Source organism: Lentzea sp. HUAS TT2 (genome assembly GCF_051853195.1).
Lineage (GTDB): Bacteria > Actinomycetota > Actinomycetes > Mycobacteriales > Pseudonocardiaceae > Lentzea.
Genome location: NZ_CP196667.1, coordinates 6,941,554 through 6,967,945 on the forward strand (window position 1 = coordinate 6,941,554; position 26,392 = coordinate 6,967,945).

General features: G+C 70.8%; 20 protein-coding genes. 12 read left to right on the top strand and 8 right to left on the bottom strand.

What is annotated here, in order from left to right:
- Positions 1-6: 6 nt before the first annotated feature.
- Positions 7-795 (bottom strand): crotonase/enoyl-CoA hydratase family protein, encoded by a 789-nt coding sequence (locus ACSHWB_RS33420; RefSeq protein ID WP_439657271.1) that lies wholly within the window; start codon positions 793-795, stop codon positions 7-9.
- A 55-nt stretch (positions 796-850) separates the two neighbouring features.
- Between ACSHWB_RS33420 and ACSHWB_RS33425 the strand changes: the two genes are divergently transcribed.
- Genes ACSHWB_RS33425 through ACSHWB_RS33435 form a run of 3 tightly spaced genes read left to right on the top strand, consistent with a single transcriptional unit; the run spans position 851 to position 2,440 of the window.
- Positions 851-1,450 (top strand): sulfite oxidase-like oxidoreductase, encoded by a 600-nt coding sequence (locus ACSHWB_RS33425; protein WP_439657272.1) that lies wholly within the window; start codon positions 851-853, stop codon positions 1,448-1,450.
- Positions 1,420-2,160 (top strand): ferredoxin reductase, encoded by a 741-nt coding sequence (locus tag ACSHWB_RS33430; RefSeq protein WP_439657273.1) that lies wholly within the window; start codon positions 1,420-1,422, stop codon positions 2,158-2,160. The genes ACSHWB_RS33425 and ACSHWB_RS33430 overlap by 31 nt, the downstream gene beginning before the upstream one ends.
- A 13-nt stretch (positions 2,161-2,173) precedes the next feature.
- On the top strand, positions 2,174-2,440 hold the full coding sequence (locus ACSHWB_RS33435; RefSeq protein ID WP_439657274.1) for a DUF6510 family protein: 267 nt from the start codon (positions 2,174-2,176) through the stop codon (positions 2,438-2,440).
- Positions 2,441-2,485: 45 nt separating this feature from the next.
- On the opposite strand, the gene ACSHWB_RS33440 is transcribed toward ACSHWB_RS33435, so the two are convergent.
- The 5 genes from ACSHWB_RS33440 to ACSHWB_RS33460 form a co-directional block, all read right to left on the bottom strand.
- On the bottom strand, positions 2,486-5,320 hold the full coding sequence (locus ACSHWB_RS33440; RefSeq protein ID WP_439657275.1) for a CBM35 domain-containing protein: 2,835 nt from the start codon (positions 5,318-5,320) through the stop codon (positions 2,486-2,488).
- Positions 5,321-5,355: 35 nt separating this feature from the next.
- Positions 5,356-6,219, bottom strand: a complete 864-nt coding sequence (locus tag ACSHWB_RS33445; protein WP_439657276.1) for a carbohydrate ABC transporter permease — start codon at positions 6,217-6,219, stop codon at positions 5,356-5,358.
- A 148-nt stretch (positions 6,220-6,367) separates the two neighbouring features.
- The gene (locus ACSHWB_RS33450) at positions 6,368-7,315 is read right to left on the bottom strand and encodes a carbohydrate ABC transporter permease (RefSeq protein WP_439657277.1); all 948 of its coding nucleotides are present in this window, start codon (positions 7,313-7,315) and stop codon (positions 6,368-6,370) included.
- The gene (locus ACSHWB_RS33455) at positions 7,312-8,667 is read right to left on the bottom strand and encodes an ABC transporter substrate-binding protein (RefSeq protein ID WP_439657278.1); all 1,356 of its coding nucleotides are present in this window, start codon (positions 8,665-8,667) and stop codon (positions 7,312-7,314) included. Before ACSHWB_RS33455 ends, ACSHWB_RS33450 begins: the two co-directional genes overlap by 4 nt.
- Before the next feature lie 20 nt (positions 8,668-8,687).
- Complete coding sequence (locus ACSHWB_RS33460) at positions 8,688-10,298, bottom strand: glycoside hydrolase family 13 protein (RefSeq protein ID WP_439657279.1); 1,611 nt, start codon at positions 10,296-10,298, stop codon at positions 8,688-8,690.
- 155 nt (positions 10,299-10,453) lie between these two features.
- Here ACSHWB_RS33460 and ACSHWB_RS33465 point away from each other — a divergent pair, with 155 nt between their 5' ends.
- The 6 genes from ACSHWB_RS33465 to ACSHWB_RS33490 all read left to right on the top strand — a co-directional run bounded on the left by ACSHWB_RS33465 (position 10,454) and on the right by ACSHWB_RS33490 (position 16,926).
- Entirely contained in the window at positions 10,454-11,455 is a 1,002-nt protein-coding gene (locus ACSHWB_RS33465) for a LacI family DNA-binding transcriptional regulator (RefSeq protein WP_439657280.1), read from the top strand.
- Between the two features lie 160 nt (positions 11,456-11,615).
- On the top strand, positions 11,616-12,155 hold the full coding sequence (locus tag ACSHWB_RS33470) for a (2Fe-2S)-binding protein (protein WP_439657281.1): 540 nt from the start codon (positions 11,616-11,618) through the stop codon (positions 12,153-12,155).
- A complete protein-coding gene (locus tag ACSHWB_RS33475) occupies positions 12,152-13,129 on the top strand; it encodes an FAD binding domain-containing protein (protein WP_439657282.1) in 978 nt (325 codons plus the stop codon). Before ACSHWB_RS33470 ends, ACSHWB_RS33475 begins: the two co-directional genes overlap by 4 nt.
- Before the next feature lie 10 nt (positions 13,130-13,139).
- Positions 13,140-15,305 carry a xanthine dehydrogenase family protein molybdopterin-binding subunit gene (locus ACSHWB_RS33480; RefSeq protein ID WP_439657283.1) on the top strand — a complete coding sequence of 722 codons (2,166 nt, stop codon included), beginning with the start codon at positions 13,140-13,142 and terminating at the stop codon, positions 15,303-15,305.
- Between the two features lie 2 nt (positions 15,306-15,307).
- On the top strand, positions 15,308-16,261 hold the full coding sequence (locus tag ACSHWB_RS33485; RefSeq protein ID WP_439657284.1) for an XdhC family protein: 954 nt from the start codon (positions 15,308-15,310) through the stop codon (positions 16,259-16,261).
- 8 nt (positions 16,262-16,269) lie between these two features.
- Entirely contained in the window at positions 16,270-16,926 is a 657-nt protein-coding gene (locus ACSHWB_RS33490) for an HAD-IA family hydrolase (RefSeq protein WP_439657285.1), read from the top strand.
- Here the strand turns inward: ACSHWB_RS33490 and ACSHWB_RS33495 are convergent.
- Positions 16,898-19,285, bottom strand: coding sequence for a LuxR C-terminal-related transcriptional regulator (locus ACSHWB_RS33495; protein ID WP_439657286.1), 2,388 nt, complete (start codon positions 19,283-19,285; stop codon positions 16,898-16,900). The two genes, ACSHWB_RS33490 and ACSHWB_RS33495, sit on opposite strands and share 29 nt — an antisense overlap.
- A 172-nt stretch (positions 19,286-19,457) precedes the next feature.
- Here ACSHWB_RS33495 and ACSHWB_RS33500 point away from each other — a divergent pair, with 172 nt between their 5' ends.
- From ACSHWB_RS33500 to ACSHWB_RS33510, 3 genes are all read left to right on the top strand, one after another.
- On the top strand, positions 19,458-22,550 hold the full coding sequence (locus ACSHWB_RS33500; RefSeq protein ID WP_439657287.1) for a PA14 domain-containing protein: 3,093 nt from the start codon (positions 19,458-19,460) through the stop codon (positions 22,548-22,550).
- A 39-nt stretch (positions 22,551-22,589) separates the two neighbouring features.
- Complete coding sequence (locus tag ACSHWB_RS33505; protein ID WP_439657288.1) at positions 22,590-23,603, top strand: LacI family DNA-binding transcriptional regulator; 1,014 nt, start codon at positions 22,590-22,592, stop codon at positions 23,601-23,603.
- 94 nt (positions 23,604-23,697) lie between these two features.
- Complete coding sequence (locus ACSHWB_RS33510; RefSeq protein WP_439657289.1) at positions 23,698-25,896, top strand: discoidin domain-containing protein; 2,199 nt, start codon at positions 23,698-23,700, stop codon at positions 25,894-25,896.
- Here ACSHWB_RS33510 and ACSHWB_RS33515 read toward each other — a convergent pair.
- Complete coding sequence (locus ACSHWB_RS33515) at positions 25,887-26,372, bottom strand: DUF305 domain-containing protein (protein WP_439657290.1); 486 nt, start codon at positions 26,370-26,372, stop codon at positions 25,887-25,889. The two genes, ACSHWB_RS33510 and ACSHWB_RS33515, sit on opposite strands and share 10 nt — an antisense overlap.
- Between the last annotated feature and the right edge of the window lie 20 nt (positions 26,373-26,392).

Genomic DNA, 26,392 nt, shown 5'->3' on the forward strand with positions numbered 1-26,392 from the left:
CCGGCCTCACCGTTCGCCACCTCCGTCAGCGAACTTCCCGTGCCTCCCGGCGCCGCCCGCGAACCGAGCGGCGCCGGCCACCCCTTCCCGCGCCACGATCGGCACCCCGGCCACCCCCTCCGCCCGCAACGCCTCCGCCAGCGGCAGGTCCAAGCCGCCATAGGCCGACGCCCGGTCCGCCAGCACGCACTCGAACGGGAACCCGGCGATCTGCTCCGCCAACTCCACAGCCGCCGCGACCGCCTGACCTGGCTCCACCACCCGGTTGGCCAGCCCGATCGCCAACGCCTCCGCGGCGTCCACCGGTCGTCCGGTCAGGATCAGGTCCAACGCCCGACCCAGCCCCACGATCCGAGGCAGCCGCACGGTGCCGCCGTCGATCAGCGGCACACCCCACCGCCGGCAGAACACCCCGAACACCGCGTCGCTCTCGACCACTCGCAGGTCGGCGAGCAACGCCAGCTCCAGCCCGCCCGCGACCGCATACCCGCTGACCGCCGCGATCAGGGGCTTGCTCAGCGCCAACCGGGTCGGCCCCATCGGACCGGCTCCGCCACCGGTGGGATCCAGTTCGTTGCGCCGGGCGGGATCCCCGACGACGCTCAGGTCCGCGCCCGCGCAGAACGTCCCGCCCTCGCCCGCGAGCACCGCCACCCGTTGCGACGCGTCCGCCTCGAAGGCCAGGAAGGCCTCCCGCAGCTCGGCGGCCATCGGGCCGTCGACCGCGTTGCGCCGGTCCGGGCGGTTCATCCGGATCAGCGTCGTGGTGCCGGTGATCTCGACCCTCACGTCCATGTGACCTCCGTGATCAGCAGTGGCGTTCGGCGCGCCGCTGGCGTCTACTGACACGATGCCAATCGTCTCTCCCGGTTTCACCGGGCGACGCCAGTCACCGGACGTGCAGCTACCGCCCGGTCAGTACCTGGCAGAGGACTTCCCGGTCCTCACAGCGGGACCGACTCCGCGCGTGACGACCGACCGCTGGCAGTTCACGGTCAACACCGAGGCCGGCCAGCGGTACGACTGGTCGTGGCAGCAGCTGATGGAGCTGCCCTCGGAGAAGATCACGACGGACATCCACTGCGTGACCAAGTGGTCGAAGCTCGGCACGCGCTGGAAGGGCGTCTCGCTGGACGTGCTGCTGGAGGACGTCGAGACGGCCGCGGACTTCGCGCTCGTCCAGTCCTACGGCGGGTACACCACGAACCTGCCGCTTGAGGACCTGATCGACGGCCAGGCGTGGATCGCGTACCGCTACGACGGCGACGAGCTCACGCCCGAGCACGGCGGGCCGGCGCGTCTGCTGGTGCCGCACCTGTACTTCTGGAAGTCGGCCAAGTGGGTCCGCGGGATCCAGTTGCTGCTCGAGGACGAACCCGGCTTCTGGGAAAGCGCGGGCTATCACGACTACGGAGACCCATGGCGCGAGCAGCGGTATCAGGGCGACTGACCTGGCGGGTGGCCGAGCTCGCCGAGGCCACCGACATCACGAAGAGCGCGCGCGGCCTCGTGTTCGACGTGCCCGGCTGGCCCGGTCACCTGCCGGGGCAGCACGTCGACGTCCGGCTGACCGCCGAGGACGGCTACTCGGTGCAGCGCAGCTACTCGATCTCCTCCGCGCCGGACGGGGAGCGGTTCGAGCTGAGCGTCCAGCGGGTCGCGGACGGTGAGGTGTCGCCGTACCTGTGCGACGTGCTCTCGCCCGGCGACCAGATCGAGCTGCGCGGACCGGTCGGCGGCTGGTTCGTGTGGCGGGCGACCGACCAGGCACCGGTGACGCTCGTCGCGGGCGGGTCGGGCATCGCGCCGTTGATGGCGATGATCCGCACACGGGCTGCGGAGGGCAGCCGCGTGCCGTTCCGGCTGATCTACTCGGTGCGCACGCCCGAGGACGTCTACTACGCCGACGAACTACGTCGCCGCGCCCGTGAGGACGCGGGCCTCGACGTCCACCTCGTGTACACCCGCCAGGCCCCGGAAGGCTCGCCCGAGCCCACGGGACGCCTGGGGCTGGCCACCTTGAACACCCACGCGTGGCCGGCCGACTTCACCCCGAACGTCTTCGTGTGCGGGCCGACCGGGTTCGTCGAGACGGTGTCCGACATCTTCGTGGCGCTGGGCCACGACCCCCGCCGCGTCCGCACGGAACGCTTCGGCTGACAGGAGAGCACCGATGAGCGACGACCACGTCGACGGCAACGCGCTGGCGGGCGACCTGCGGGAGATCTTCGCGGTGGACCTGACGGCGGCGACAGGACAGTGTTCCGGCTGCGGCTACCGCGGCTCGGTGGCGACCCTGCGCGTCTACCAGAACGCCCCGGGGACCGTCGCCCGCTGCCCGCACTGCGAGGAGGTCGTGCTGCGGCTGGTCCGCGGTCGCGACCGCGCCTGGCTCGACCTGCGCGGCACGGTGAGCCTGGAGATCCCGCTGCCGTCGTGACGGGAGCCCGCTCCGGGAAGGGTTTCCCGGAGCGGGCCACCTCGGTCAGATGCCGGAGTTGCCCCCTCCCAGAGTCAGCGCGAAGCCCTGGGCGTTGAGCAGCCCGCCCGAGGACGCACGGGTGACCTTGGTGTTGGAGATCGTGCCGCTACCGGCTGCCTGGATCTCGAAGCCCCACGTGGCACCGTCGATGGTGAGCCGGTCGAAGGTGATCGGGGTCATCGTCTTCTGCCAGCTCATCAGCACGCCCTGGTAGCTGCTGTCGGTGATGGTCAGGTCGCTGATCACCACCGGCGTGCGGATCTCGTGGTCCGCCGTGTAGACCCACAGCGCGCCGATCGCCGAGTTCCAGTTCGGTTCGAAGCTGCCCGCGCGCAGCAGGGTGTTGCGCCGCACCGTCGTCGTGCCGCTGAACGGGACCGGCTGGTGCCAGGTGCTCACCGCGATGCCGGATCCGGAGGTGACGATGTCCGAGACGTGGTTGTCCTCGATGCGGTTGTCCGCGCCGCCGTAGACCGCGATGCCGTTCGCGCCCGCCGGCAGCTGCACCGTGTTGAAGGTGAACGCGGTCCGCGTCACCGGTGCGCCCTCCGACCACATCGCCAGGCCGTCGTCACCGTTGTTGCGCGTGGTGGACTGGTCGACCCTGGTGTCGACGACGTCGCCGTTCAGGTTCACGCCGTCCGCGAACGTGTTGCGCACGCGCAGGCCGACCGCGTACAGGCCGTTCGTGCCGTTGTCCGCCCACAGACCGACCTTGGTGTGCTCGATCCACACGTTCTGCAGCAGCGAGCCCGAGCCGAAGTCGCCTTCCAGCGCGGGATCGGAGCCGTTGTCCTCGCGCACCCGGACGTCACCGAAGATCGCCAGGTCCGCGATCGTCACCTTGCCGGTGGCGAGGAAACCGCCCCTGGCGCCGGTGCCCTGCACGACCGAGTGCCACGGCCCGGCGCCGATGATCCGCACGTTGCCCGCGTTGACGCGCGAGGAGATGCGGAACGTGCCCGCCGGAACCCACACCGGCCGGTTCTGAGCGGCGCCCTCCGCGATCGCCGCGGTGAAGGCGGCGGTGGAGTCGGAACCGTTGTTCGGGACGGCACCGTGCGAGGTGATCGACACGGCGTTCGCCGGTGCGGTCGCTGCCGCCGGCACCGCCTCGGCCTCCACGAAGTCGAGCACGTAGGCCAGCCCGTTGGCGGTGTCCACCTGGAACTTCAGCTCGGTGCCGGCCGCCCAGTCGCCCAGGACCCTGGTCTCGTCGAAGAACCGGTGACCGCCGCCCAGCGCCGGGTTGTTGAAGTACGGGTAGTCGCCGTACACCCAGCTGTACTCGGACGTCAGCGTGATGTCGCGCTGCTTGGTCCCGTTGGCGTACAGGGAGATCGGCGCGCGTTGGCCGGTGCCGGCCGCGTTGTCCGGGATCGAGTAGCGCAGCACCAGGCCGTTCGCCGGTGCGGTGAGCCGGACGGTGACGTGCTCGCCCGCGGCGTCGAGGACCACGGCCCTGCGGCCGCTGGCCTCGGACTGGATCTGCCGGTACGTGCGGCTCGCCGCGAGCACCGTGCCGTTGGTGGTGGCGGATTCGGCCTCGTAGGTCGTGTACGGGACCGTGGCGCCGCGTGCGGCCAGTGCGCCCTCACCGCTGGTCGAGATGCTGTCGATCGCGACGTCGGCGGCGCTCGTGCTGGTCAGGCCGATGGTGTTGACGCCCGCGCGCAGCGGCACAGTGGCCGTCGTGGTGCGCCACCCGCTGCCCGCGGCGAACGAGAGGGTGCCCGTGTCGCGGCCGTTGGCCGTCAGCGCCAGCGTCGCGTTCGACGTGCTCTGGAACCGTGCGGTGACGGTCGCGTTCCCGGCGCTGTCAGCCTTCACCGTCCGCACGATCCGCGCGCCGACCGTGCCGAACCCGCTGACGTAGCCCGAACCCGAGTAGCCGGCGAGTCCTGTCTGGACGGAGGCGCCGCCGGAGCGGAAGGCCGACTCGGCCTCGCCGGGACCGGCCTGGACCGCGGTGCTGACGGTGAGGCTGTCGAGGTTCAGGTTGCCCGAGTCGCCGGAGTCGAACGCCAGCGCGACGTCGTGCTGCCCCGCCGTCAGCGAGACCTGCTCGGTCGTGGTCGTCCAGGTGTCCCAGTTCGCCGACGTGGGCAGGCTGATCTGCCGTTGTTTCGCGCCGTCGACGTACAGCGACAGGGTGCGGGCGGAGCCGGTGCCGTTCGCCAGCCGGATCGCGAGGTCGTGCTGCCCTGCGGTCGCGGCGGTGACGCGGAACGTCGTGCGCGCGGTGCCCCGGTTCGCGTCGGTGTACCCGCCGACGAACCCGCCGCCCGTGTAGCCGGGGTGGTCGGACTGGACGACCGCGCCACCGCTGAGCGTCGCGTTCTCCGCCTCGTACGCGGGACCGGCCTCGACCACGGTGTTCGTGACCTCGAGGTGGTCGAGGTTCACGTTGCCGTTGTCCGCCGATCCGAAGCTGTACGCGAAGGTGTGCGCGCCCGCCGGGAGTTGGACCGCGGTCGAGGCCGAACTCCACGTGTCCCAGCTCGCGGTGGCGGGCAGGGCGACCTGACGTGGCTGGGCGCCGTCGACCCGCAGCGTCAGGGTGCGCTGCGAGCCGGTGCCGTTGGCGTACCTGAGGGCGAGGGAGTAGGTGCCGGCGGCCGGTGCGGACCACGTGAACGACGTGGTGGCGGTGCCGAGGTTCGCGTCGGTGAAGCCACCGACGAACCCGGTGCCGCTGAAGCCGGTGTGATCGGTCTGGACGACCGCACCACCGCTCAGCACCGCGTTCTCGGCCTCCAACCGGGTGGTGGCCGCGCCGGCCGTTGTGGGAAGAACCGTGGCTGTCAGGGTGATCAGGGCGGTTGCGAGCGCGCGCAACCATGGCGACGTTGCCATGTGGGGGTTCCGTTCGTTCAGCCCTTCACCGCTCCGCTGAGCGCGCTGCCGTTGAGGAACAGGCGCTGGAAGACGAGGAAGAGCGCGACAGGGATGAGGGTCGAGATGGCGAGCGCGGCGAGGAACACGTCGAGCTCGACGAACCGCTGCAGTGCGGGCAGACGCACGGACAACGGCTGCACTGCCGGATCGGGCAGCACCAGCATCGGCCAGAGGAAGTCCTTCCACGACGCGATGACGGCGAACACCGACACCACCCCGAGGATCGGACGGGACATCGGCAGCACGATCGAGACGAACAACCGCAACGGACCGGCCCCGTCCACGGTCGCCGCCTCGAACACCTCGCGGGGCAGACCGTCGAGGAACCGTTGCACCAGCAGGACGTTGAACGCGTTCGCCCCCGCCGGCAGCCACACCGCCCAGAAGCTGTTGATCAGCGACAGGTCGGTGATCGTGAGGTAGAGCGGCACCAGCAGCACCACGGACGGTACGAACAGCGTCGCCAGCACCACACCCGTGACGACCTTGCGGTAGCGCGGCCGCAGCACGGCCAGGGCGAACCCGGCCGTCATCGCCACCAGCAGCTGCACCGCCCACGCGCCGAACGCGAGCAGCACGGTGTTCAGGAAGTACTTGTCGATCTCCACCCTGGTCCAGGCGGTGGCGAGGTTGGCGAAGTCGAACCCGTTGGGCCACAACGCCAGTGGTGCGCGCAGGGTGTCCTGGGTCGGGGTGATCGCCGCTTTCGCCAGCCAGAGGACCGGGCCGAGGCCGATCAGGAGGAGACCGCCCAGCAGGAGGGTTTGGGCAGTGGTGATGACTCGGCGGACTGCTGGGATCTTGCGGTCGTGGGTGGAGAGGACTCCGCGGTCGGTCATGGGGTGCTCCGCGGGCAGGTGGAGGGCGGGATCGGGGTGGGCGAGTGGGTGGGGACCGCGTGGTAGCGGGGTTGAGGTGTCGGGTGGGCGGCAGGGGTGAGAGGGCCGCCGCGGTCGGCGGTCTGCGGGCCGGCGCTGCGGGCGGCCGTCATGACGTGCTCCACGAGCGCGTCAGGCGGAAGTACACGGCCGACAGCAGGGCCAGCACGACGGCGAGCATCAGGCTGAGCGCGGTCGCGGCGCCGTAGTCGCCGCCCAGGCTGGAGGCGAAGGCGTAGTTGTAGATCAGCAGGAGGACGGTGGTGGTCTTGTTCGCCGGGCCGCCGCCGGTGAACAGGAACGGTTCCAGGAACACCTGGGCCGTGCCGACGATCTGCAGGATGAACGTGATCAGCAGGACGCCCCGCAGTTGCGGCAGCGTCACGTGCCAGACCTTGTGCCACACCGAGGCGCCGTCGATCTCGGCGGCCTCGTAGAGCTCCGGTGGCACGCGGGTGAGGGCGGCCAGGTAGATGATGACCGTGCCGCCCATCGCCGCCCAGGTGGACTCCACGACGAGCGACACCATGGCGGTGCCGCCGTCCTGAAGCCAGGCGACCGGTGCGATGCCCAGCCAGCCGAGCACCGTGTTGAACAGGCCGTGCGGGCCCGCGTCGTAGAAGAACTTCCACAGCAGCACCGCCACCACGGGCGGAACCACCACGGGCAGGTAGGCGAGTGCGCTGTAGAGGCCGCGCAGGCGGCGGACCTCGTTCATCAGCACCGCCAGCACCAACGGCGCCGGGTAGCCGATGAGCAGTGCGAGGAACGCGAACCACAGGGTGTTGCGGACCGCCGTCCACAGCAGCGGGTCGTTCAGCACCGTCACGAAGTTGTCCAGGCCGACGAACTCCGGGGTGTCGACCAGGTTGGTCTGCTGCAACGACATGACGGCGGTCTGCAGGATCGGGACCCACGAGAACACGCCGAACACCGCGAACATCGGCAGCAGGAACACCAGGGCCGCGAGGCCGCCGCGGCGCCGTGGGCGGGGGTGGGAGGCAGGCCGCGCGGTGCGGGGAGGTGCGGCCTGCCTGGGCGGGGCGGTCGTGGTCACTTGCGGTCCAGCAGCACTTGCGCCTGCGACTCCGCCTGCGTGAGCAGCGCGGTCACGTCGGCGTTCCGGTCGGTCAGCACCGCCTGCGCCACCGGGTCGAGCAGCGCGTAGACCTGCTGGGTCGACCTCGTGGGCTCGGGCACGAGAGGCTGCGCGAACATCCGCTCGGTGTACGGCTTCATCTGCTGCACCGGCACGTTGACGTACTGTGCGATCCACTGCTGCCGCTGGTCGTGCAGGGCGCGGTCGAACACCGGCAGCTCCGGAGAGCCGACCGCCTGCGACGTCTCGGCCGTCGTCTTCGCGTCGGCCGTGGCCTGCTCCTGAGAGGTCAGCTTCGACAGGTAGTAGAAGTCGATCCACTTCACGCCCGCGGAGACCACCGCGGCGGACGACTTCGCGCGCACCACGGCGAGGGTGCCGCCGCCGAGCACACCGGCGGTGCCCTTGTCCGCCAACGGAACCGTCGTGATGCCGTAGTCCTCGGACTTCAGCGCGTTCTGCGCCTTGAGCGAGCCGTAGTTGCCGCCGCCCGAGACGTACATGCCGATGCGGCCCGCGGCGAAGTCCTGGTTGATCGTGGCCCAGTCGTAGAGGAAGTTCGCGCCCATGCTGTTGTCCGACCAGCGCATGTCCTGCAGCTGCTTCAGCACGGCCCGCATCTCCGGCGTGTTCAGCGTGGACTTCGCGCTGTCACCGGAGAGCTGCTCGATGCGGCCGCCGAACGCGTAGTCGAGCGTGGTGAGCAGCCAGCCGCCGGTGTTGCCCGCCGTCATCTGGGCGTAGCCGGCCTGGCCGGTGCGCTCGGCGATCTGCTTGGCCGCGGTGCGGACCTCCGCCCACGTGGCCGGCGGCTTGTCCGGGTCGAGGCCCGCCTGCGTGAACAGCGTGCGGTTGTAGTGCAGGGCCTGGCCGTAGGCGGCGATGGGGACGGCCTGCATGCTGCCGTCCGCCGACTGGCCCGCCTTCGCCACCGACGTGTTGAAACCCTTGGCGTACGGCAGCTTCGCGACCTCGCCGCTGATGTCCGCGACCTGGCGGCGTTCGATGAGCCCGCGGCCGTCGGTGAACGGCGCGGTGAACACGGCGGGCAGCGTGCCTCCCGCGAGCTGGGCGGTGAACGTCGTCGCGTCCCACTTGTACTCCTGGGGCTGCACGTCGACGTCCGGATGCGCCTTCTCGAACTCGGCGACACGGGCGTTGAACGCGTCGATCGCGCCCTTCTCCAGCCCGGGGTCGATCGCCACGGTCAGGGCGAGCCTGCCGCCGGATCCCTCCGGCTCGCCACCGGCGCACCCGGTGACGGCGAGCGTCGTGGCCAGTACGACGGCGCAGATTCTCGAGGACTTCATCGTCACTCCTTGCGGGCGGCTTACCCGCGCAGCCAGGCGGCGGCGTCGGGGGAGAGGTGGCCGGCGCGCACTTCGGAGCTGGCGAGCAGCACTTCGGTGTGCGGCGGAAGGGGAACGGGAGACGAGCCGAGGTTGACCACGCAGACGAAGTCCGCGCCGCGGCGGAACGCGAGCACGTCCGCGCCCAGGTCGAGCCAGGAGAACTCCGCACCGCGCGGCCGCAGTGACAGCAGGGCGCGGTACAGGCTCAGCATCGAGCCGGGATCGTCCTCCTGCCGCTGCACCGAGTACTCGCCCCAGCCCGCGGGCTGGGGGAGCCACGGCGCCGGGTCCGTCCCCTGTGGACTGAACCCGAACGCGCTGCCACCGGGGGTCCACGGCAGCGGCACGCGGCAGCCGTCGCGGCCGGGGTCGACCCCGTCGGAACGGAAGAACATCGGGTCCTGCAGCACGTCCAGCGGCAGGTCCTCCACCTCGGGCAGACCGAGCTCGTCGCCCTGGTAGACGTACAGCGAGCCGGGCAGCGCACCCGTCAGCAGCGCCGCCGCGCGTGCCCTGCGCGTGCCCTGCGCCAGATCGGTCGCGATGCCGAACCTCCGCGCCTCGAACCCGAACGAGCTGTCCTGGCGGCCGTACCGGGTGGCGGGCCGGGTGACGTCGTGGTTCGCCAGCACCCACGTGGCGGGCGCGCCGACCGGCCGATGAGCGTCCAGCGTGGAGTCGATCGAGGTGCGCAGCGCGGCGGCCTCCCACGGCCGCGTCATGAAGTCGAAGTTGAACGCCGTGTGCATCTCGTCGGGGCGCAGGTAGCGGGCGAACCGCTGCTGGTCCGCGAGCCAGACCTCGCCGATCAGCACCCTGGGCTCCGCGTAGGAGTCGGCCACCGCGCGCCACCGCCGGTAGATCTCGTGCACCTCGTCGCGGTCGACGAACGGGTGCCCTGCCGACTCGGCGACCTCGGGGAAGCCGGGATCCTTGACCGGCATGGTCGCCGAGTCGATCCGGATGCCCGCCACCCCGCGGTCGAACCAGAAGCGCAGCACGGCCTCGTGCTCGCGCCACACGTCCGGGTGGGTCCAGTTCAGGTCGGGCTGCTGCGGCGCGAACAGGTGCAGGTACCACTCGCCGGGCGTGCCGTCCGGGTTCGCCGTGCGCGTCCACGTGCCGCCGGAGAAGCTCGACACCCAGTCGGTCGGCGGGAGCTCGCCGTGCTCGCCGCGGCCCGGCCGGAACCAGAAGCGCTCCCGCTCCGGCGAACCCGGCCCCGCCGCCAGCGCCGCCTGGAACCACGCGTGCTGGTCCGACACGTGGTTCGGCACCACGTCGACGATCGTGCGGATGCCGAGGGCGGCCGCCTCGGTGATCAGTTCCTCGGCCGCCGCGAGGTCGCCGAACGCCGGGTCGATCGCCCGGTAGTCCGCGACGTCGTAGCCGCCGTCGGCGAGCGGGGAGGCGTACCAGGGCGTGAACCAGAGCGCGTCGACGCCGAGCGAGGCGAGATAGGGCAAGCGCGATCGCACGCCCGCGAGATCACCGACGCCGTCCCCGTCGCCGTCCGCGAAACTGCGCGGGTAAATCTGGTAGATCACCGCGTCCCGCCACCAGTCCGCGCTGCTCACGGGCCTGGTCACGGATGGTGCGACGGAAATGCCACTGCTCACGTCGACCCCGTTCTCGCTGGGAAGGTTGAAAGCAGGTTTAGCGCTCAACCTGAAATGACGGTAATGTGACCCGTGCCATGCTGTCAACCGGGCATCGGCCGAGTGGGGAAGGCGGGAACGCGAGCGTGCGGGTCACGTTGAAGGACATCGCCCAGCGGGCGGGAGTCAGCATGATGACGGTCTCGAACGTCATCAACGGCAACAGCGCGAGGGTCTCTCCCGCGACGATCGAGCGCATCCAGCGGATCGTCGTGGAGCTGGGGTACGTGCCCAGTCACTCGGCGCGCAGCCTCGCCGCGAAGTCGTCGCGGATGGTCGGCGTGCTGGTGCCGGCGGCCGACGAGGAGAGCCTGACGATCAGCCCGCACAACGTCGCGATCATCGGCCAGCTGGAACGGGAGCTGCGCAAGCGCGCCTACGACGTGCTGCTGCGCGGCATCGCCCGTCCCGGCGAGGTCGCGGAGGCGTTGCGGGCGTGGAACCTCGACGGCGCGCTGCTGCTCGGGTTCCTCGACGAGGAGATCGCCACGTTCACCGCGAGCTCGGCGGGCCGCACCCGGATCGTGGCGGTGGACAGCTACGCGGACAACCCGGTGACCAGGGGCGTGCGCACCGACGACGCCACCGGTGGCCGCCTGGCCGCCGAGCACCTCAGGGCGCTGGGGCACGTCGACGTCGTCTTCGCCGGTCCGCGGTTCGCAGGTCAAGGCGTTGTGTGGCAACGCTTCCAGGGCTTCAAGGAGGCTCTCGGCGGCGAGTGCGCGGTGGAGGCGGCCAACACCACCTACGACGACGGTGTCGCGCTGGGCCGCCGCCTGCGCACGGACCACCCTTCGGCCACGGCCGTGTTCGCCACCGCCGACATCCTCGCGATCGGCGTCGTGGCCGGGTTGCAGGAGACCGGGGCGCGCGTGCCGGACGACGTGTCGGTGATGGGCTTCGACGACCTGGACCTGTGCCGCTACGTCCGGCCGACGCTGACCACGATCGCGCAGGACCTCCCGGCGAAGGCCGCGACGGCCGTGGCGATGCTGATCGGCGAGATCGAACGCGACGAGGAGCCACCGGCACCCGCGACCCTGGACGTCCGCCTCGTGGAGAGGGGCTCGACCGGCCCCGCCCGCTGAGACGCGCACCCGAAACGTCTACCGAACAACCTTCGCCATCGCCTTGCCCGTGACTGCGGCGCCGTGAGGAACTCGCCACGATCAGGCAAGAGCGCGAGAGCATCGATCACCTCGTGACTCCCGCTCGCTGCTTCGATCGAACCTGTCGAAGGGGAGGGCGATGACTGACGCCACTCGCAGCGAGATCTCGTTGAAGGTCAACGGAAAGACCCACCGGCTCGACGTCGACAACCGCAGGTCGTTGCTCGACGCGTTGCGCGAGGACACGGCGCACACCGGCCCCAAGAAGGGGTGCGACCTCGGCCAGTGCGGCGCGTGCACGGTGCTGCTGGACGGCAAGCGCGTGGTGTCGTGCCTGACGCTCGCGGTCGCCGCCGACGGAGCCCAGGTCACCACGGTCGAGGGACTCTCGGCGGACGACGAGCTGCGGCCGGTGCAGGAGGCCTTCCTGCGGCTGGACGGCTTCCAGTGCGGGTTCTGCACGCCGGGGCAGCTCTGCTCGGCGGTCGGCGTGCTGGCCGAACACCGCGCGGGCTGGCCGAGCGCGGTCACGTCCGACGTGTCGCCGGACCACCGGTGCCGGCTCGACGCCGACGAGGTGCGCGAGCGGATGAGCGGCAACCTCTGCCGTTGCGGCGCCTACCCGTCGATCGTGCGGGCCGTGCTCGACGCGGCCGAACGGGAAGGGGCCAAGCGATGAAGGAGTTCGCCTACCGCAAGGCGACCGCCGTGCATGACGCGCTGAAGTCCGTCGCCGAGGCGGACACGAAGTTCCTGGCCGGCGGCACGAACCTCGTCGACCTGATGAAACGCGGCGTCGAGTCACCCGCCCGGCTGGTCGACGTGCGCGCGTTGCCGCTGGGCGGCATCAGCGAGGCGCGCAACGGTGACCTGGTCATCGGCGCGACGACCACGAACAGCGAGACGGCGGCGCATCCCGAGATCCGCCGCCGCTATCCCGCGCTGTCCCAGGCGGTGCTGGCCGGCGCCTCCGGTCAGCTGCGCAACATGGCGACGACAGCGGGAAACCTGTTGCAGCGCACGAGATGTGCCTACTTCGCCGACCTCGCCTCCGCGTGCAACAAACGCGTTCCGGGCAGCGGGTGCGCGGCTGTCGAAGGCGAGCACCACAACCACGCGATCCTCGGCACGTCACCGAGCTGCGTCGCGACGAACCCGTCGGACATGGCCGTCGCCATGATGCTGTTCGACGCGGTCGTGCAGTACGAGACGCTGACCGGCAAGGGCGAGATCCCGATCGCGCGGTTCTTCCTGCCGGTCGGGGACACCCCGGACGTCGAGACCGCGCTGCCCGCCGGGGCGTTGATCACCTCGGTCACGTTGCCGCACAACGCGGAAGGCCGCCGGTCGAGGTATCGCAAGGTCCGCGAGCGAGCGTCCTACGCCTTCGCGAACGTCTCGGTGGCCGCGGACCTGACGGTCCGGCTCGGCAAGGTGCGCGGGGTCCGCCTCGCGCTCGGCGGCGTCGCCTCGCACCCGTGGCGGGCGCGGATCGCCGAGGAACGGCTGCTCGGCGGCCCGGCCACGCCCGAGCGGTTCCGCGCCGCCGCGGAAGCCGAGCTGTCCGCCGCGACCCCGTTGCCGCACAACGGCTACAAGGTGCCGCTCGCGCGCAACCTCGTCCAGGCCGTGCTGACCGACCTGACCCGATAGGAGCGACCCGATGACAACGCGCCGACAGGTGCTCAAGGGCATGGGCCTCGGTGCCACGGCGGCGTCCGTTCCGCTCGGCGGGGCCGCGCAGGCCGCGTCCGCCGAGGCGATCGGCTCGTCGTGGACCAGGGTCGAGGGCAGGGACAAGCTGCGCGGCCGGGCCCGCTACACCGCCGACATCCCGGTCGAGGGCATGGCGCACGGTGCGCTGGTGACGTCCACGATCACCCGAGGCCGGATCACCGCGATCGACACGAGCGCGACCCTCGCGTCGCCGGGCGTGATCGGCGTCCTCGACCACCGCAACGCGCCGCGCCTCAACCCCGAGGCGGGCTCGCCGTTCTTCGGCCCGGACGGGCAGTTCCTGCTGCTGCAGAACGACGTGATCGAGCACGGCGGCTGGCCGGTCGCGCTCGTCGTCGCGGCGACACCGGAGCAGGCGAGGGCGGGTGCCGAACGGCTGCGGGTGTCCTATGTGGAGCAGCCGCACGACATCGGCTTCTCGGCGGGGCATCCGTCGCTGCGGCCCGCGCTGCCCTCGTTCGGACCTGATGCGAACAAGGGTGATCTCGACGCCGAGCTGGCCCGGTCCGCCGTCACCGTGGACGAGCGGTACTTCACGCCGCCGGAGTCCGCCTGCGCGATGGAACCGCACGCGGCGACGGTGTGGCTGGAGAACGGCAAGATCCGCGCGTACGACACCGACCAGGCCCCGTTCGGCGTGGCCCAGGTGCTGTCGGTGCTGTTCGACAAGCCGCTGACCGACGTGCGCGTCGAGGCGGAACAGCTCGGCGGCGGGTTCGGCGGCAAGACGGGGGTGGGGCCGCAGCTGATCCTCGCGACCATGGCCGCGATGCTCTTCCAGCGGCCGGTCCGGGTGGCCCTGACCAGGGAGGAGGTGTTCCTGACGACGTCCGCGCGGGCCGCGACCGAGCAGCGCGTCCGGCTCGGGGCGACCAGCGACGGCAGGCTGCGGGCGATCGGGCACGAGGCCGCGTTCGAGCTCTCGGTGAAGGCCGAGTACATCGAGAACTGCGTCGAGGTCGCCAAGGTCCTCTACGCCGCCGACGCCATCCGCACCAGGATCAACGTGGTGCCGCTGCACATCCTGCCGCCGAACTCGCTGCGCGCACCCGGCACCGCGCCCGGTTCGTTCGCGCTGGAGTCCGCGATGGACGAACTGGCCGAACGGCTGCGCATCGACCCGCTCGACCTGCGCCGCCGCAACGAGCCGGAGGTCGGTCCGGTGAGCGGGCATCCGTTCACCAGCCGCAACTTCCTGCGCTGCGTCGAGGAGGGCGCGCGGCGGTTCGGCTGGGCGGGCCGTGACCACCGGCCTCGACGACGCCGCGAAGGTCCACTGCTGATCGGCACCGGGATGGCGGGAACCTCGTTCCTCACCACGGCCTTCCCGTCGTCGGCGACGATCACCGCGGAGAGGGACGGCACGTTCACCGTCGCGATCGCGGCGATGGACATCGGCACCGGCGCGCGCACGGCGTTGACCGCGATCTCCGCCGACGTCCTGCGCGTCGACCGCTCCAAGATCCGGCTCAAGATCGGCGACAGCGCGCTCGGACCGGCCTGGGGCGCGGGAGGTTCGCTCGGCACCACGTCGTGGTCCTGGGCGATCTCGTCGGCGGCCAGGCAGCTGCTCAAGGAGCTGGAGGGCAAGCCTCCGCTGCCGGTCTCGGTCACCTCCGACACGACGAACGAGATCTTCAGCCTGCCTCCTCGCGAACGGCACGCCTACAGCGCGATCTTCGCCGAGGTGGCGGTCGATCCGGCGACCGGCGAGGTGCGGGTGCGCAGGCTGGTCGGGCGGTTCGCGGTCGGCCGGGTGGTGAACCCGCTGATGGTGCGCAGCCAGCTGGTCGGCGGCATGATCATGGGCCTGTCCATGGCGCTGCACGAACAGGTCGTGCGCGACGAGGTGACGGGCAGGCAGGTGAACGCGGACTTCGCCGGCTACCACTTCGCGGCGAACGCGGACGTGCCGTACATCGACGCCGACTTCGTGGCCGACTACGAGCCGGACAACCCGCTGGGGCTCAAGGGACCCGGCGAGATCGGCACGGTGGCGGTCGCCGCGGCCGTCGCGAACGCCGTGTGGCACGCGACGGGCAAGCGCCAGCGCCGGCTGCCGATCACGCTCGACCGCGTGATCGAGGGCTGATCGTGCTGCGCGAGGTGTGGCCGTTCGTGGTGCACAAGGAGAACGAGCCGGTGGTGCTCGCTCGGCTCGTCGATCGCGACGGTCCGGGTGCGCGCCCGCTCGGCGCCACCATGGCGGTCGCCGCGGACGGCACGTGGCGCGGTTCGGTGTCCGGTGGCTGCGTCGAGGGGATGGTGCTCGACGCAGCCCGTGCCGTGCTCGACGGCGAGGCACCCCAGGTCGCCGTCGTGTCGCCGGGCGCGCACCTCATGCCGTGGGAGGAGACTCCCGCGTGCGCCGGAGAGCTGACGGTGCTGCTCACGCACGCGCCCGGCGAGCCGGTGCGATCGGCGATCACCGCGGCGGTGACGGGGGACAGGCCGCTGTCGGTGCGGATCGAGCTCACGCCGCCGTACACCTGGTCTGTGGGAACACCACCCGGCGACGGCCCGGCGTTCGTCGAGGAGCTGCCGGGACGGAACACCTTGGTGCTGGTCGGCGCCACGGACCTCGCCGCGTGCGTGGCCGCGATGGCGGAGTCGTTGCACCACAAGGTGATCATCGTCGACCCGCGTCCTGGCCACGTCGGCTCCGGCGCGTTTCCGGGGTCCTGCGAGGTGATCCGCGCGTGGCCGGACGAGTGGATCACCTCGCTCGGGGTGGGGGACGCCGTCGTGACGCTCACGCACGACCCGCGCATCGACGACCGGGCGATCCGCGCCGCGCTGGCGAGCGGGGCAGGGCACGTCGCGGCGCTGGGCAGCAGGGCGACGCACGCCCAGCGGCTGCGGCGGCTGAAGGGAGTGCCCGGCGTGGAGCGGTTGTGCGGTCCGGCCGGGCTCGACCTGGGCGGTGCGTCGCTCGCCGAGACCGCGCTGTCGATCCTCGCGGAGGTGGTGGCGGCGGGGAACGCGCGGTCCGGGCGGCGGCTGCGCGACGTCCATGATTCGATCAGGGCGACGTTGCCGGCGTGGTGAGGAGAGCGATGAACCTGTCCTGCCGGGGTGCGCTGTTCGACATGGACGGGGTGCTGGTCGACTCGACGGTCGCCGCCGAACGCGCGTGGACGCAGTGGGCGCACGAGTTCGGCGTCGATCCCGACCAGGTGCTGCGCGGCATGCACGGCCGGCGTTCGGCGGACACCGTGCGGCTGCACGTGCCCGCCGTCGTGCACGCCCACGCGTTGCGGCGCATCGACGCCATCGAGATCGCCGACGCGGAGTCCACGGACCCGATCCCGGGAGCCCGTGAGCTGCTGGAGTCGTTGCCGGGCAACTGGGCTGTCGTCACGTCCGCCTCACCGGGTCTGCTCAGCGCACGGCTGGCCGCGGCGGGGATGCCGGCGCCGGCGGTGGTCATCAGCAGCGAGGACGTGACGCAGGGCAAGCCCAGTCCCGAGGGATATCTGCGCGCGGCGGCCAGGCTCGGCCTGCCGATCGGGGAGTGCGTGGTCTTCGAGGACAGCGTCAACGGGGTCGCCGCGGGTCTCGCCGCCGAACCCGCTGCCGTGATCGGCGTCGGGGTCAGCGCCCTGCACACGCCCGCGCCCGTCGTCGTGCCGGATCTGCGGTCCGTGCGGTGGGCAGGTCGTGGCCTGGAGGTGTCGGGGGAGCTCAGACGACCACACCCTGCTCAGCGTTGAGCAGGGTCACCAGCTGCGCCCGCCCCTCGATGCCGAGCTTGCGGTAGACCCTGGTCAGGTGCACCTCGACGGTCCGTTCGAGCACGAACAGCTCCTGCGCGATCTCGCGGTTCTTGTGCCCCAGCGCGACCAGCCGGGCGACCCGGATCTCGGCCTCCGTCATGGCCTTCACTCCCGACGGCCTGCGTTTCGGCGGCCTGCCGCCGACCGCGATGATCTCGGCCCGGATGCGCGACACCAGGTGCTCGCAGTCGAGTCCGTCCGCGATCTCGTGCGCACGCCGCAACTCCCGCCGGGCGCCCGCGACGTCACCGCGTTCCGGCAGCTGAACTCCGCGCTGCAGCAAGGCCTGGGCCAGGAGATACGCGTCCTCGGTGCCAGTGAGCACGTCGACCGCCTCGTCGCGCCCCGCCGCCAGCAGCGCTCGGCCCACGGTCGCGGGCGCACCCCACTCCCGCGCCAGCGTGATCTCCTCGTCGAAGAGCTCCGGTGACCGCAACCGGGCCAGCTCAGCCCGCCACGGCACGGCCGCCGGGTTGCGCACCCCCATGGCCGCCAACAACTCTCCGCACCGCACCAGGTCACCGCACGCTCGGCGGACGTCGCCGGTGGCCGCCCGCAGCCGTGCCCTGGCGAACAGCAGCGCCTCGCCGCCGGGCTCCGCGATCTCGCTGGTGACCGGCTGCTGCGCTGTCAGGAGCTCCGCCGCGGCAACAGGATCACCGCGGTCGAGCGCGAGCTCCACGAGGATGGCGATGATCGTGCGCACGGCTCGTCCGGTGCGGTCCATGCCGCATCCGACCGCGATCTCCAACGCCCGCGCGGCATCCCGTTCCGCCGCGCCGAGCAGGCCCATCCGGTGCTGGATCTGCGCCCGTGAGGACAACGCGTACGCCAGCGCCGGCCAGTGCCCCAGCGACTCGGCGGCCCGCACGACCGGATCACACGACTGCAGTGCGCTCGACAGCTGACCCGCGAGCACCAGCACGTCCGTGGAGATCACCCTGGCGAACATCACGTCGACGTCCACCGGAGCCCGGTCGGACAGCTCGGTGACGACGTCCAGCACCGCCTCGCGTGATCTTCCGGCGAGCGCGTGGCTCATCGCCCCGACCGCCGACATCAGCGAGTCCTCGGTCACCACCAACGACTCCGGCACGTCAGAAGGCAGCCACGCCAGCCGGGCCAGCATCCGTTCACGGCCCTCGCCGGCCCGCCGCGCGATCGCCGCGGCCTGGTCCCGCTGCCCGTCGAGCATCAGCACGTTGAACAGCCCGAGATCCACCTCGGCCGTGACGGCACGGGCCAGCGTCCGGGTGGCGCCGACGACGTCACCGCGGACCTGGGCCTCGGCCAGCAGCGCGTAGATCTCCTGGACGCGGCCCGTGCGTTCGGCCAGCGCCCGCCTCAGCAACGCCACCGCGCGGTCCGGCTCCCCGGCGGGCAACGCGGTCCCGGCCGCCGCCAGCAGCACGTCCACCACCCACGACTCGTCTCCCGGCGCGCTGCCCAGCAGGTGGTCCGCGACCACCTCGGGCCCGTCACCCTCGTCGTGCCGGAACCTGGCCGCCCGCCCGTGCAACGCCCGCAGCTCCGCGGGCGGACATCCCCGCAGCACCGCCTCCCGCACCATCGGCTGGGCCACGGACATCCCGTCCTCCACCAGCCCGGCAGCGCGCAACTGGGCACATGCCGCCAACACCTCGGCACCGGAACGCCCGCAGAACCGTGCGATCACGTCGGCCGGTGCCGTCCCGAACAGCGCGACGCACAGGAACACGTCCATCGCCGCCGGACCCGTCCGGCGCAGCCGCACCCGCGTCGGCAACGCCACGTCCGCTCCCTCGGCGAACGCCGCCACCAGTGCCGGCACGCCCTGGGTGACACGCCAGCACTCCTCGGCGTCGACGGGCGCCGATCCCAGCATCGCCCTGGTCTCGTCGAGGTCGAGGCCGCCCAGCCGGACGTGGTGGGTGCCGGCGAAGAGGACCTCCTCGACCTCGGGGGAGTCCCATCCCGGAGCACCCTCGCTGACCGCGAGCACGAGGACGGCCGACTGCTCCGCCAGCCAGCGCAACGACTCCGGGTCGGCCCACTGCACGTCGTCCACGACCAGCACGACCCGCTCGGCGGCGTCGAGGCCAGAGCCGGCGAGCAGCCGTGTGACCAGCCCGAACGCTCTGTTCCGAGTGGCGTAGCTCCCGGCCGCGCTGAGCACGGTCACGTCGCTGAACAGGCAGAACTCGCGCAGCAGGGCGGTCTTGCCGGTCCCGGCGCCGCCCCTGACCACCACGACCCCGCCGCGGCGCAGCGCGTCCTCGTACACCGACAGCGCCTCGTGTCGACCGACCAGCGTCATTCCACACAGTCTGGCCTGACGCGGGCCGTCACGGAATCGGTCGAGTTCGGGAAACTTGTCCGGTTTGACATGCCGGATACCTCCGAACGGCCGTAGCCCGGCGCCCGAACCGTGTGCGTCCATGTATGGGAGCGCTCTTACAACGTTGTAAAAACGAAGGGGATCTTCACTGATGAAGAAAGCCGCCCCCGTACTCGTCGCTCTGCTGCTGGCGTTGGGCATAGCGCCCGTCACGCCCGCCGCGGGTGCCGCCGAGCCCGTGCACGGCCTGAAGGGCGAGTACTTCAGCATGTCGGCACCGGGCGCGAGGGACTTCGCGACCCTGGGTGGCACCGTGCTGGACGCCGACATCAACCAGGGTGACCTGACCGGCGTCTTCGGGTTCCTGAACGGCCGCACCGAACACACGACGGCCCGCTGGACCGGGCAGATCGCGGTGCCGCAGTCCGGCGACTACACGTTCCACGCCATCGGGGACAACGGGTTCCGCCTGCTGATCGACGACAAGCCGGTGATCGACCACTGGGTGCCCGACTGGGACCGCGAGCAGACCAGCGCGCCGGTGACGCTCACCGCCGGGCGCCAGTACGCGTTCAAGCTGGAGATGTTCCAGGACGTCGGCGGCGCCAACATGTTCCTGCGCTGGTCGAGCGCGACCACGCCGAAGCAGCTCGTGCCGGAGTCCGCGTTCACGCCGCCCGCCGACTTCCAGGTCGTGCCGCGCACGGCCGAGGTCTCCAAGGACGGCCGCACCCTCACCATGGACTTCGGTGGCCGCGTCACGGGCGCGAACGACCTCAAGGACCACCTGCGCATCGACGTCGACGCCACCCCGTTCCCGATCTCGCTCATCACCACGAACCGGAACAAGGCGACGATCCGGCTGGGCGAGCGCGTGCTGAAGGGCCAGCGGGTCCGCGTCTACTACGACGGCGCCGGCGCGCTCGCGGTCGACGGCAAGAAGGTCGAGAAGACCGCCCGTTCGACCGGCAACGTCTCCACGGAGCGGCTCAGGACGCCGTGGGGCGAGAAGGTCGACACGCGCAACCCGTTGCCGGAGTACCCGAGGCCGCAGCTCGAGCGCGACAAGTGGCTCAACCTCAACGGTCCGTGGGAGTTCGCGGGAGCCAAGGCCGGCGAGCAGCCGGTGTTCGGCAAGAAGCTGCGCGAGAAGGTCGTCGTGCCGTACCCGATCGAGTCGCAGCTGTCCGGGCTCGAACGGCACGAGGACCACATGTTCTACCGCCGCACGGTGTCCGTGCCGCAAGACTGGAAGATCGGTTCCGGGCAGCGGCTGAAGCTCAACTTCGGCGCGGTCGACTACGAGGCCAAGGTCTGGGTGAACGGCAAGCTGGTCGCGGAGCACACCGGCGGCTACACGGCGTTCAGCGCGGACATCACCGACGCCCTCCAGCGTGGTGAGCAGGAGATCGTCGTCGCGGTCACCGACACCACCGGCCCGAACCAGCCCAAGGGCAAGCAGTCGCCCAACCCCAGCGGCATCTTCTACACGCCGTCGTCGGGCATCTGGCAGACCGTGTGGCTGGAGCCGGTCGCGGACAAGGGCATCGACGAGATCAAGACGACCCCGGACCTCACCACGGGCTCGCTCAAGGTCAACGTCAAGTCCGCGGGCAACGCCACCGTCACCGCGGTCGCGCGCGACGCCAAGGGCAAGCAGGTCGGCATGGTCACCGGACCGGCGAACTCGAACCTGACGCTGCCGGTGCCGAACGCGCACCTGTGGACGCCGGACGACCCGTACCTCTACCAGCTCGACATCACGCTCGGCAAGGACAAGGTCAAGAGCTACTTCGGCATGCGCTCCACCGGCATCGCGAACGTCGGCGGCACCCCGAAGCTGACGCTCAACGGCCAGCCGATCTTCAACCTGATGCAGCTCGACCAGGGCTTCTACCCGGACGGCCTGAACACCGCGCCGAGCGACGAGGCGCTGGTCTTCGACCTGAAGGCGCAGAAGGACCTCGGCTTCAACGCCGTCCGCAAGCACATCAAGGCCGAACCCGCCCGCTGGTACTACCACGCGGACCGGCTCGGACTGCTGGTGTGGCAGGACTTCGTGGCGCTGGAGGACGGCAACAACCCCCTCTCGCAGGAGCGGTTCGTCAAGGAGGGCAAGGAGCTGATGCACCAGCTCCAGAACTACCCGTCGATCTACGCCTGGATCGTGTTCAACGAGGGCTGGGGCGAGTGGGACCGCACCGTGACCGGGCAGATCACCGACGAGGTCAAGGCGCTCGACCCGAGTCGCGTCGTCAGCGCCCACAGCGGCGTGAACTGCTGCGCCTCCAAGGGTGACAGCGGCAAGGGCGACGTCATCGACCACCACGACTACAACAACACCGACCCGGCCCGTCCGGACGGCAAGCGCGTCGTGATGGACGGCGAGCACGGCGGCTTCACGCTGCGCACGCCGGGACACCAGTGGCCGGGCGCGCCGATCGCGATCTACAGCGGTGTGGCGGACAAGGCGGCGCTGACGGCGAAGTACGTCGACAACACCCGCACGTTCTACCTCGGCCAGGCCCGCGCGGAGATGTCCGCGTCGGTCTACACGCAGGTCACCGACCTCGAGGGCGAGCTCAACGGGCTCTGGACCTACGACCGCAAGCGCATCAAGGTCGACCCGGGTCCGGTCCGCGAGATCAACCGGAAGGTCATCGAGGCCGGGGCGAACGCGGGCAAGCCGTACCCGTACGCGGGCAGCGGGGAGTGGAAGCTGAACGAGACCAAGGGTGCGACGGCCAAGGACTCGACCGGCAAGAACCCGCTGACGCTCACCCCGACCGGCGCCACCTGGAAGGACGGCGCGCTGGAGTTCCGCAACGGCGCGGCGGAGACCCTCGGCCCGGTCGTCGACACGACCAAGGACTACACGGTGTCGGCGAAGGTGCGGCTGAACGAGGTGCCGGGCGGCTACGCCACCGCGGTGAGCCAGGACGGCAGGGAGCGGGAGAACCCCTTCTACCTGCAGTACGGCCAGGGCGCGTTCGCCTTCAGCACGCCGGGAGGCAACCGCGCCCGGTTCGAGACCACGCCGGAGATCGGCCGCTGGTACGAGCTCAAGGGGGAGAAGAAGGGCACCGAGATCCGGCTCTACCTCGACGGCGCGCTGGTGGCCACGGCCCCGGCGGGACCGGCGATCGTGAGCACCGGCGCGCTCGCGGTGGGACGTGCCAAGTACAACGGCCAGAACGTGGACTACTGGCCTGGTGCGATCAAGGACGTGGTCGTCACCTCTTGATGTTGGGAGAACGCTCTCCGATCGTGGTACAACCGATGCATGAGCAAGGTCGCACCCACGTTGGAGGACGTTGCCAGAGTCGCGGGCGTGTCCCGCGCGACGGTGTCACGGGTCGTCAACGGCACGCGCAACGTCGATCCTGACATCCAGGAGACGGTGCGCAACGCGATCGAGCAGACCGGGTACACGCCCAACCGCGTGGCCCGGTCTCTCGTCACCCGGCGCACCGGCACGGTCGCACTCGTGATCTCCGGCGCCGGCGGGGGATCGGACGTGTTCACCGATCCGTTCTTCGGCCGCGTGACGGCCGGCGTGGTCGACTTCCTGCGCTCGCACCGCGTGCACCCGGTGCTCATGCTCGCCGACTCGGACGCCGCGCGGACCGAGGTCGTCGAGTTCCTCAGACAGGGCAGCGCCGACGGCGCGCTGCTGGTGTCCACCCACCCCGCCGACCCGCTGCCCGCCCGGCTGCTGGAGGCGGGGGTCGCGTCGGTGCTCTACGCGCGGCCCGCGAGCCCGATGCCGGTGAGCTACGTAGACATGGACCACCGCGCCGGCGGCAGGCTGGCCGCCGACCACCTGGTGACGTCGGGGCGGTACAACATCGCCACGATCTCCGGCCCGCTCGACGTGCTGGCGAGCCAGGACAGGCACGCCGGGTTCCGCGACGCCATGGCCCGCCACGGGTTCCCGTTCGTGCCGACCGCGGAGGGCGGCTTCACGGCGGAGAGCGGTGCGGCCGCGATGCAGCAGATCCTCACCGAGTGCCCCGACGTCGACGCCGTGTTCGCCGCGAACGACCTGATGGCGCAGGCGGCCGTCGAAGTGTTGCAGGCGCACGGGCTGCGCGTTCCCGAGGACGTCGCCGTGGTCGGGTTCGACGACAGCGCGCCCGCACTCGCCTGCCGACCGCAGCTCACCACGATCCGGCAACCGGTCGAGCGGATGGCCGCGCAGATGGCCGACCTGTTGCTCGCGGACCTGGAAAAACCGGGACAACGGCCGAGATCCGTCATCTTCGAACCGGAACTCGTCCTACGGGCCTCTGCCTGATTGACCTGTTCGACACCCGGCGTTAACGTCCCTTGGGAGAGCGCTCTCACGCCCCTGTCCAAGGCTTTCAGCCCTTCCCCCGTCAGGCAGGATCATGGGCTCAACCCTGTCCAGGGCCGCCGCGTTCGCCGCTGCCGCTCTGTGTCTCGTGACCACGATCAGCGTCACCTCCCAAGCAGGAGCCGCCGCGTGCGGCACCTCCAACGTCGCTCTCAACCGCCCCGCGACCGCCTCCTCCACGGAGAACGGTGGCACGCCGGCCAGCGCCGCGGTCGACGGCAACGCGGGCACCCGCTGGTCCTCGCAGTTCTCCGACCCGCAGTGGCTCCAGGTCGACCTCGGCTCCAGCCGGCAGGTCTGCCGCGTCTCCCTGAGCTGGGAGGGCGCGTACGGCAAGGCGTTCCAGGTCCAGATGACCGACACCCCGGCGAACGCGAACTCCTGGAGCAACCTCTACTCGACCACGACCGGTACCGGTGGCACGCAGTCGGTCGACGTCAACGGAACCGGCCGCTATCTCCGTGTGCTGGGCACGCAACGCGGCACCGGGTACGGCTATTCGTTGTGGGAGCTCGGAGTCTTCACCACCACGCCCGACACCCCCGGTGTCACGCCGACGGACCCGCGCAACCCGGACTTCGGCCCGAACGTGTACGTCTACGGCCCCGGCTCGTCGCAGTCGGAGATGCAGGCGCGGCTCGACTCCATCGCCACGCAGATGAAGACCAACCAGTTCGGCCCGCAACGGCACGCCGTGCTGTTCAAGCCCGGCAGCTACAACGCCGACGTGAACCTGCGGTTCTACACGCAGATCGTCGGTCTCGGGCTGATGCCGGACGACGTGAACATCAACGGCCACATCCGCGTCGAGGCCGACTGGCTGCAGCAGGGCAACGACCCGAACAACCTCGGCAACGCCACGCAGAACTTCTGGCGCGGCACGGAGAACCTCTCGGTCACGTTGCCCCCCAACCAGATCGAGCGCTGGGCGGTCTCGCAGGCGACCGCGTACCGGCGGATGCACCTGCGTGGTCAGGCGCACCTGTGGAACGGCTACGACGGTTGGGCCAGTGGTGGTCAGATCGTGGACAGCAAGATCGACGGTGTGACCGTCTCCGGTTCGCAGCAGCAGTTCCTGACGCGCAACAGCAACCTGGCCGGTGGCTGGTCGGGTTCGGTGTGGAACATGGTGTTCGCGGGCACGCAGGGTGCGCCGCCGAACAACTTCCCGAACCCGTCGCACACGACGGTGGACACCTCGCCGGTGACGCGCGAGAAGCCGTACCTGTACTTCGACAACTCCGGCGAGTACCGCGTCTTCCTGCCCGCGCTGCGCCAGAACTCCCGCGGCACGAGCTGGGAGAACGGCAACCCCGGCACGTCTGTGTCGCTCGCGGACTTCTTCATCGTCAAGCCTGGCACCCCGGCCGCCACGATCAACGCGGCTCTGACGCAGGGCAAGCACCTGCTGCTGACGCCGGGCATCCACCAGCTCGACGACACGATCCGGGTGACCCGCCCGAACACGGTCGTACTGGGCCTGGGTCTCGCGACGCTGACGCCGACCACCGGCAAGGCCGCGCTGACGACGTCCGATGTGGACGGGGTGAAGCTGGCCGGGTTCCTGGTCGACGCCGGTGTGCAGAACTCCCCGGTTCTGCTGGAGATCGGTGACTCCAGCGCCACGTCGCACGCCGCCAACCCGACCTCGCTGCACGACGTGTACCTGCGCGTCGGCGGGTCGCAGGCCGGCAAGGCGACGGTCAGCATGCGCGTCAACAGCCGCAACACGATCATCGACCACACGTGGGTGTGGCGAGCGGATCACGGCGCGGGCGTGAGCTGGACGGCGAACCCCGGTCAGAACGGCGTGGTCGTCAACGGCGACAACGTGATCGCGTACGGGTTGTTCGTCGAGCACTACCAGCAGCACAACCTGGTGTGGAACGGCAACGGCGGTCGCGTCTACCTCTACCAGAACGAGCTGCCGTACGACCCGCCGAACCAGGCCGCGTGGATGAACGGGTCCAAGCGAGGCTGGGCCGGCTACAAGGTCGCTGACTCGGTGACCACGCACGACGCGTTCGGTGTCGGTGTCTACGCGTTCAACCAGGCCGATCCGAGCATCGTGACGGACAACGGCTTCGAGGCGCCGAACCGGTCGGGAGTCCGGTTCACGCACCTCGTGGCGGTGTCGCTGGGCGGCGTGGGCACGATCGCCAACGTCATCAACGGCACGGGCGGTCAGGCGGACCTGGCGAACCAGGTCCGGTACGTCGTGAACTACCCCTGACCGAGCCTGCTGAGCTGATCCCTGCGTGACGACTCGACGGACGCCGCGAACTCCTTGGTCGCGGCGTCCGTTCCGTTCTCCTGTTCACTGCGAGCGAGTTTGGCCGTCTGGTCCAGGTGCTCGTGCAGCTTCTTGGCCAGCGCCGAGGGATCCGTCCTGATGGTCAGCAGATCGGCCTCGGAGACCAGGCCCGGCATCTGGTGACCCGCGTGCACGTTGGTGTCCGGCAAGCCCGCCCTGTCCCGCAGCTGCCGCAGGCGGACCAGTTCGTCGGAGTGCGAGGCCTTGAGCTGCGCGGCGAACGTGGTGAGCGCGGGCGGGGCGGCGTCGAGTGCCGGCAGGAGCTGTTCGTTCATCGGGATCATCAGCTGCACCCACGCGGTGTCCGTGGCGTTGAACGGGGACACCGGCGGTGCCGGCGGGGGAGTGGGCGCGGCACATCCCGCCAGCAGCAACGCGGAAACACCCCAGGGCACGCGCCGCCCTGGGGTGCAGG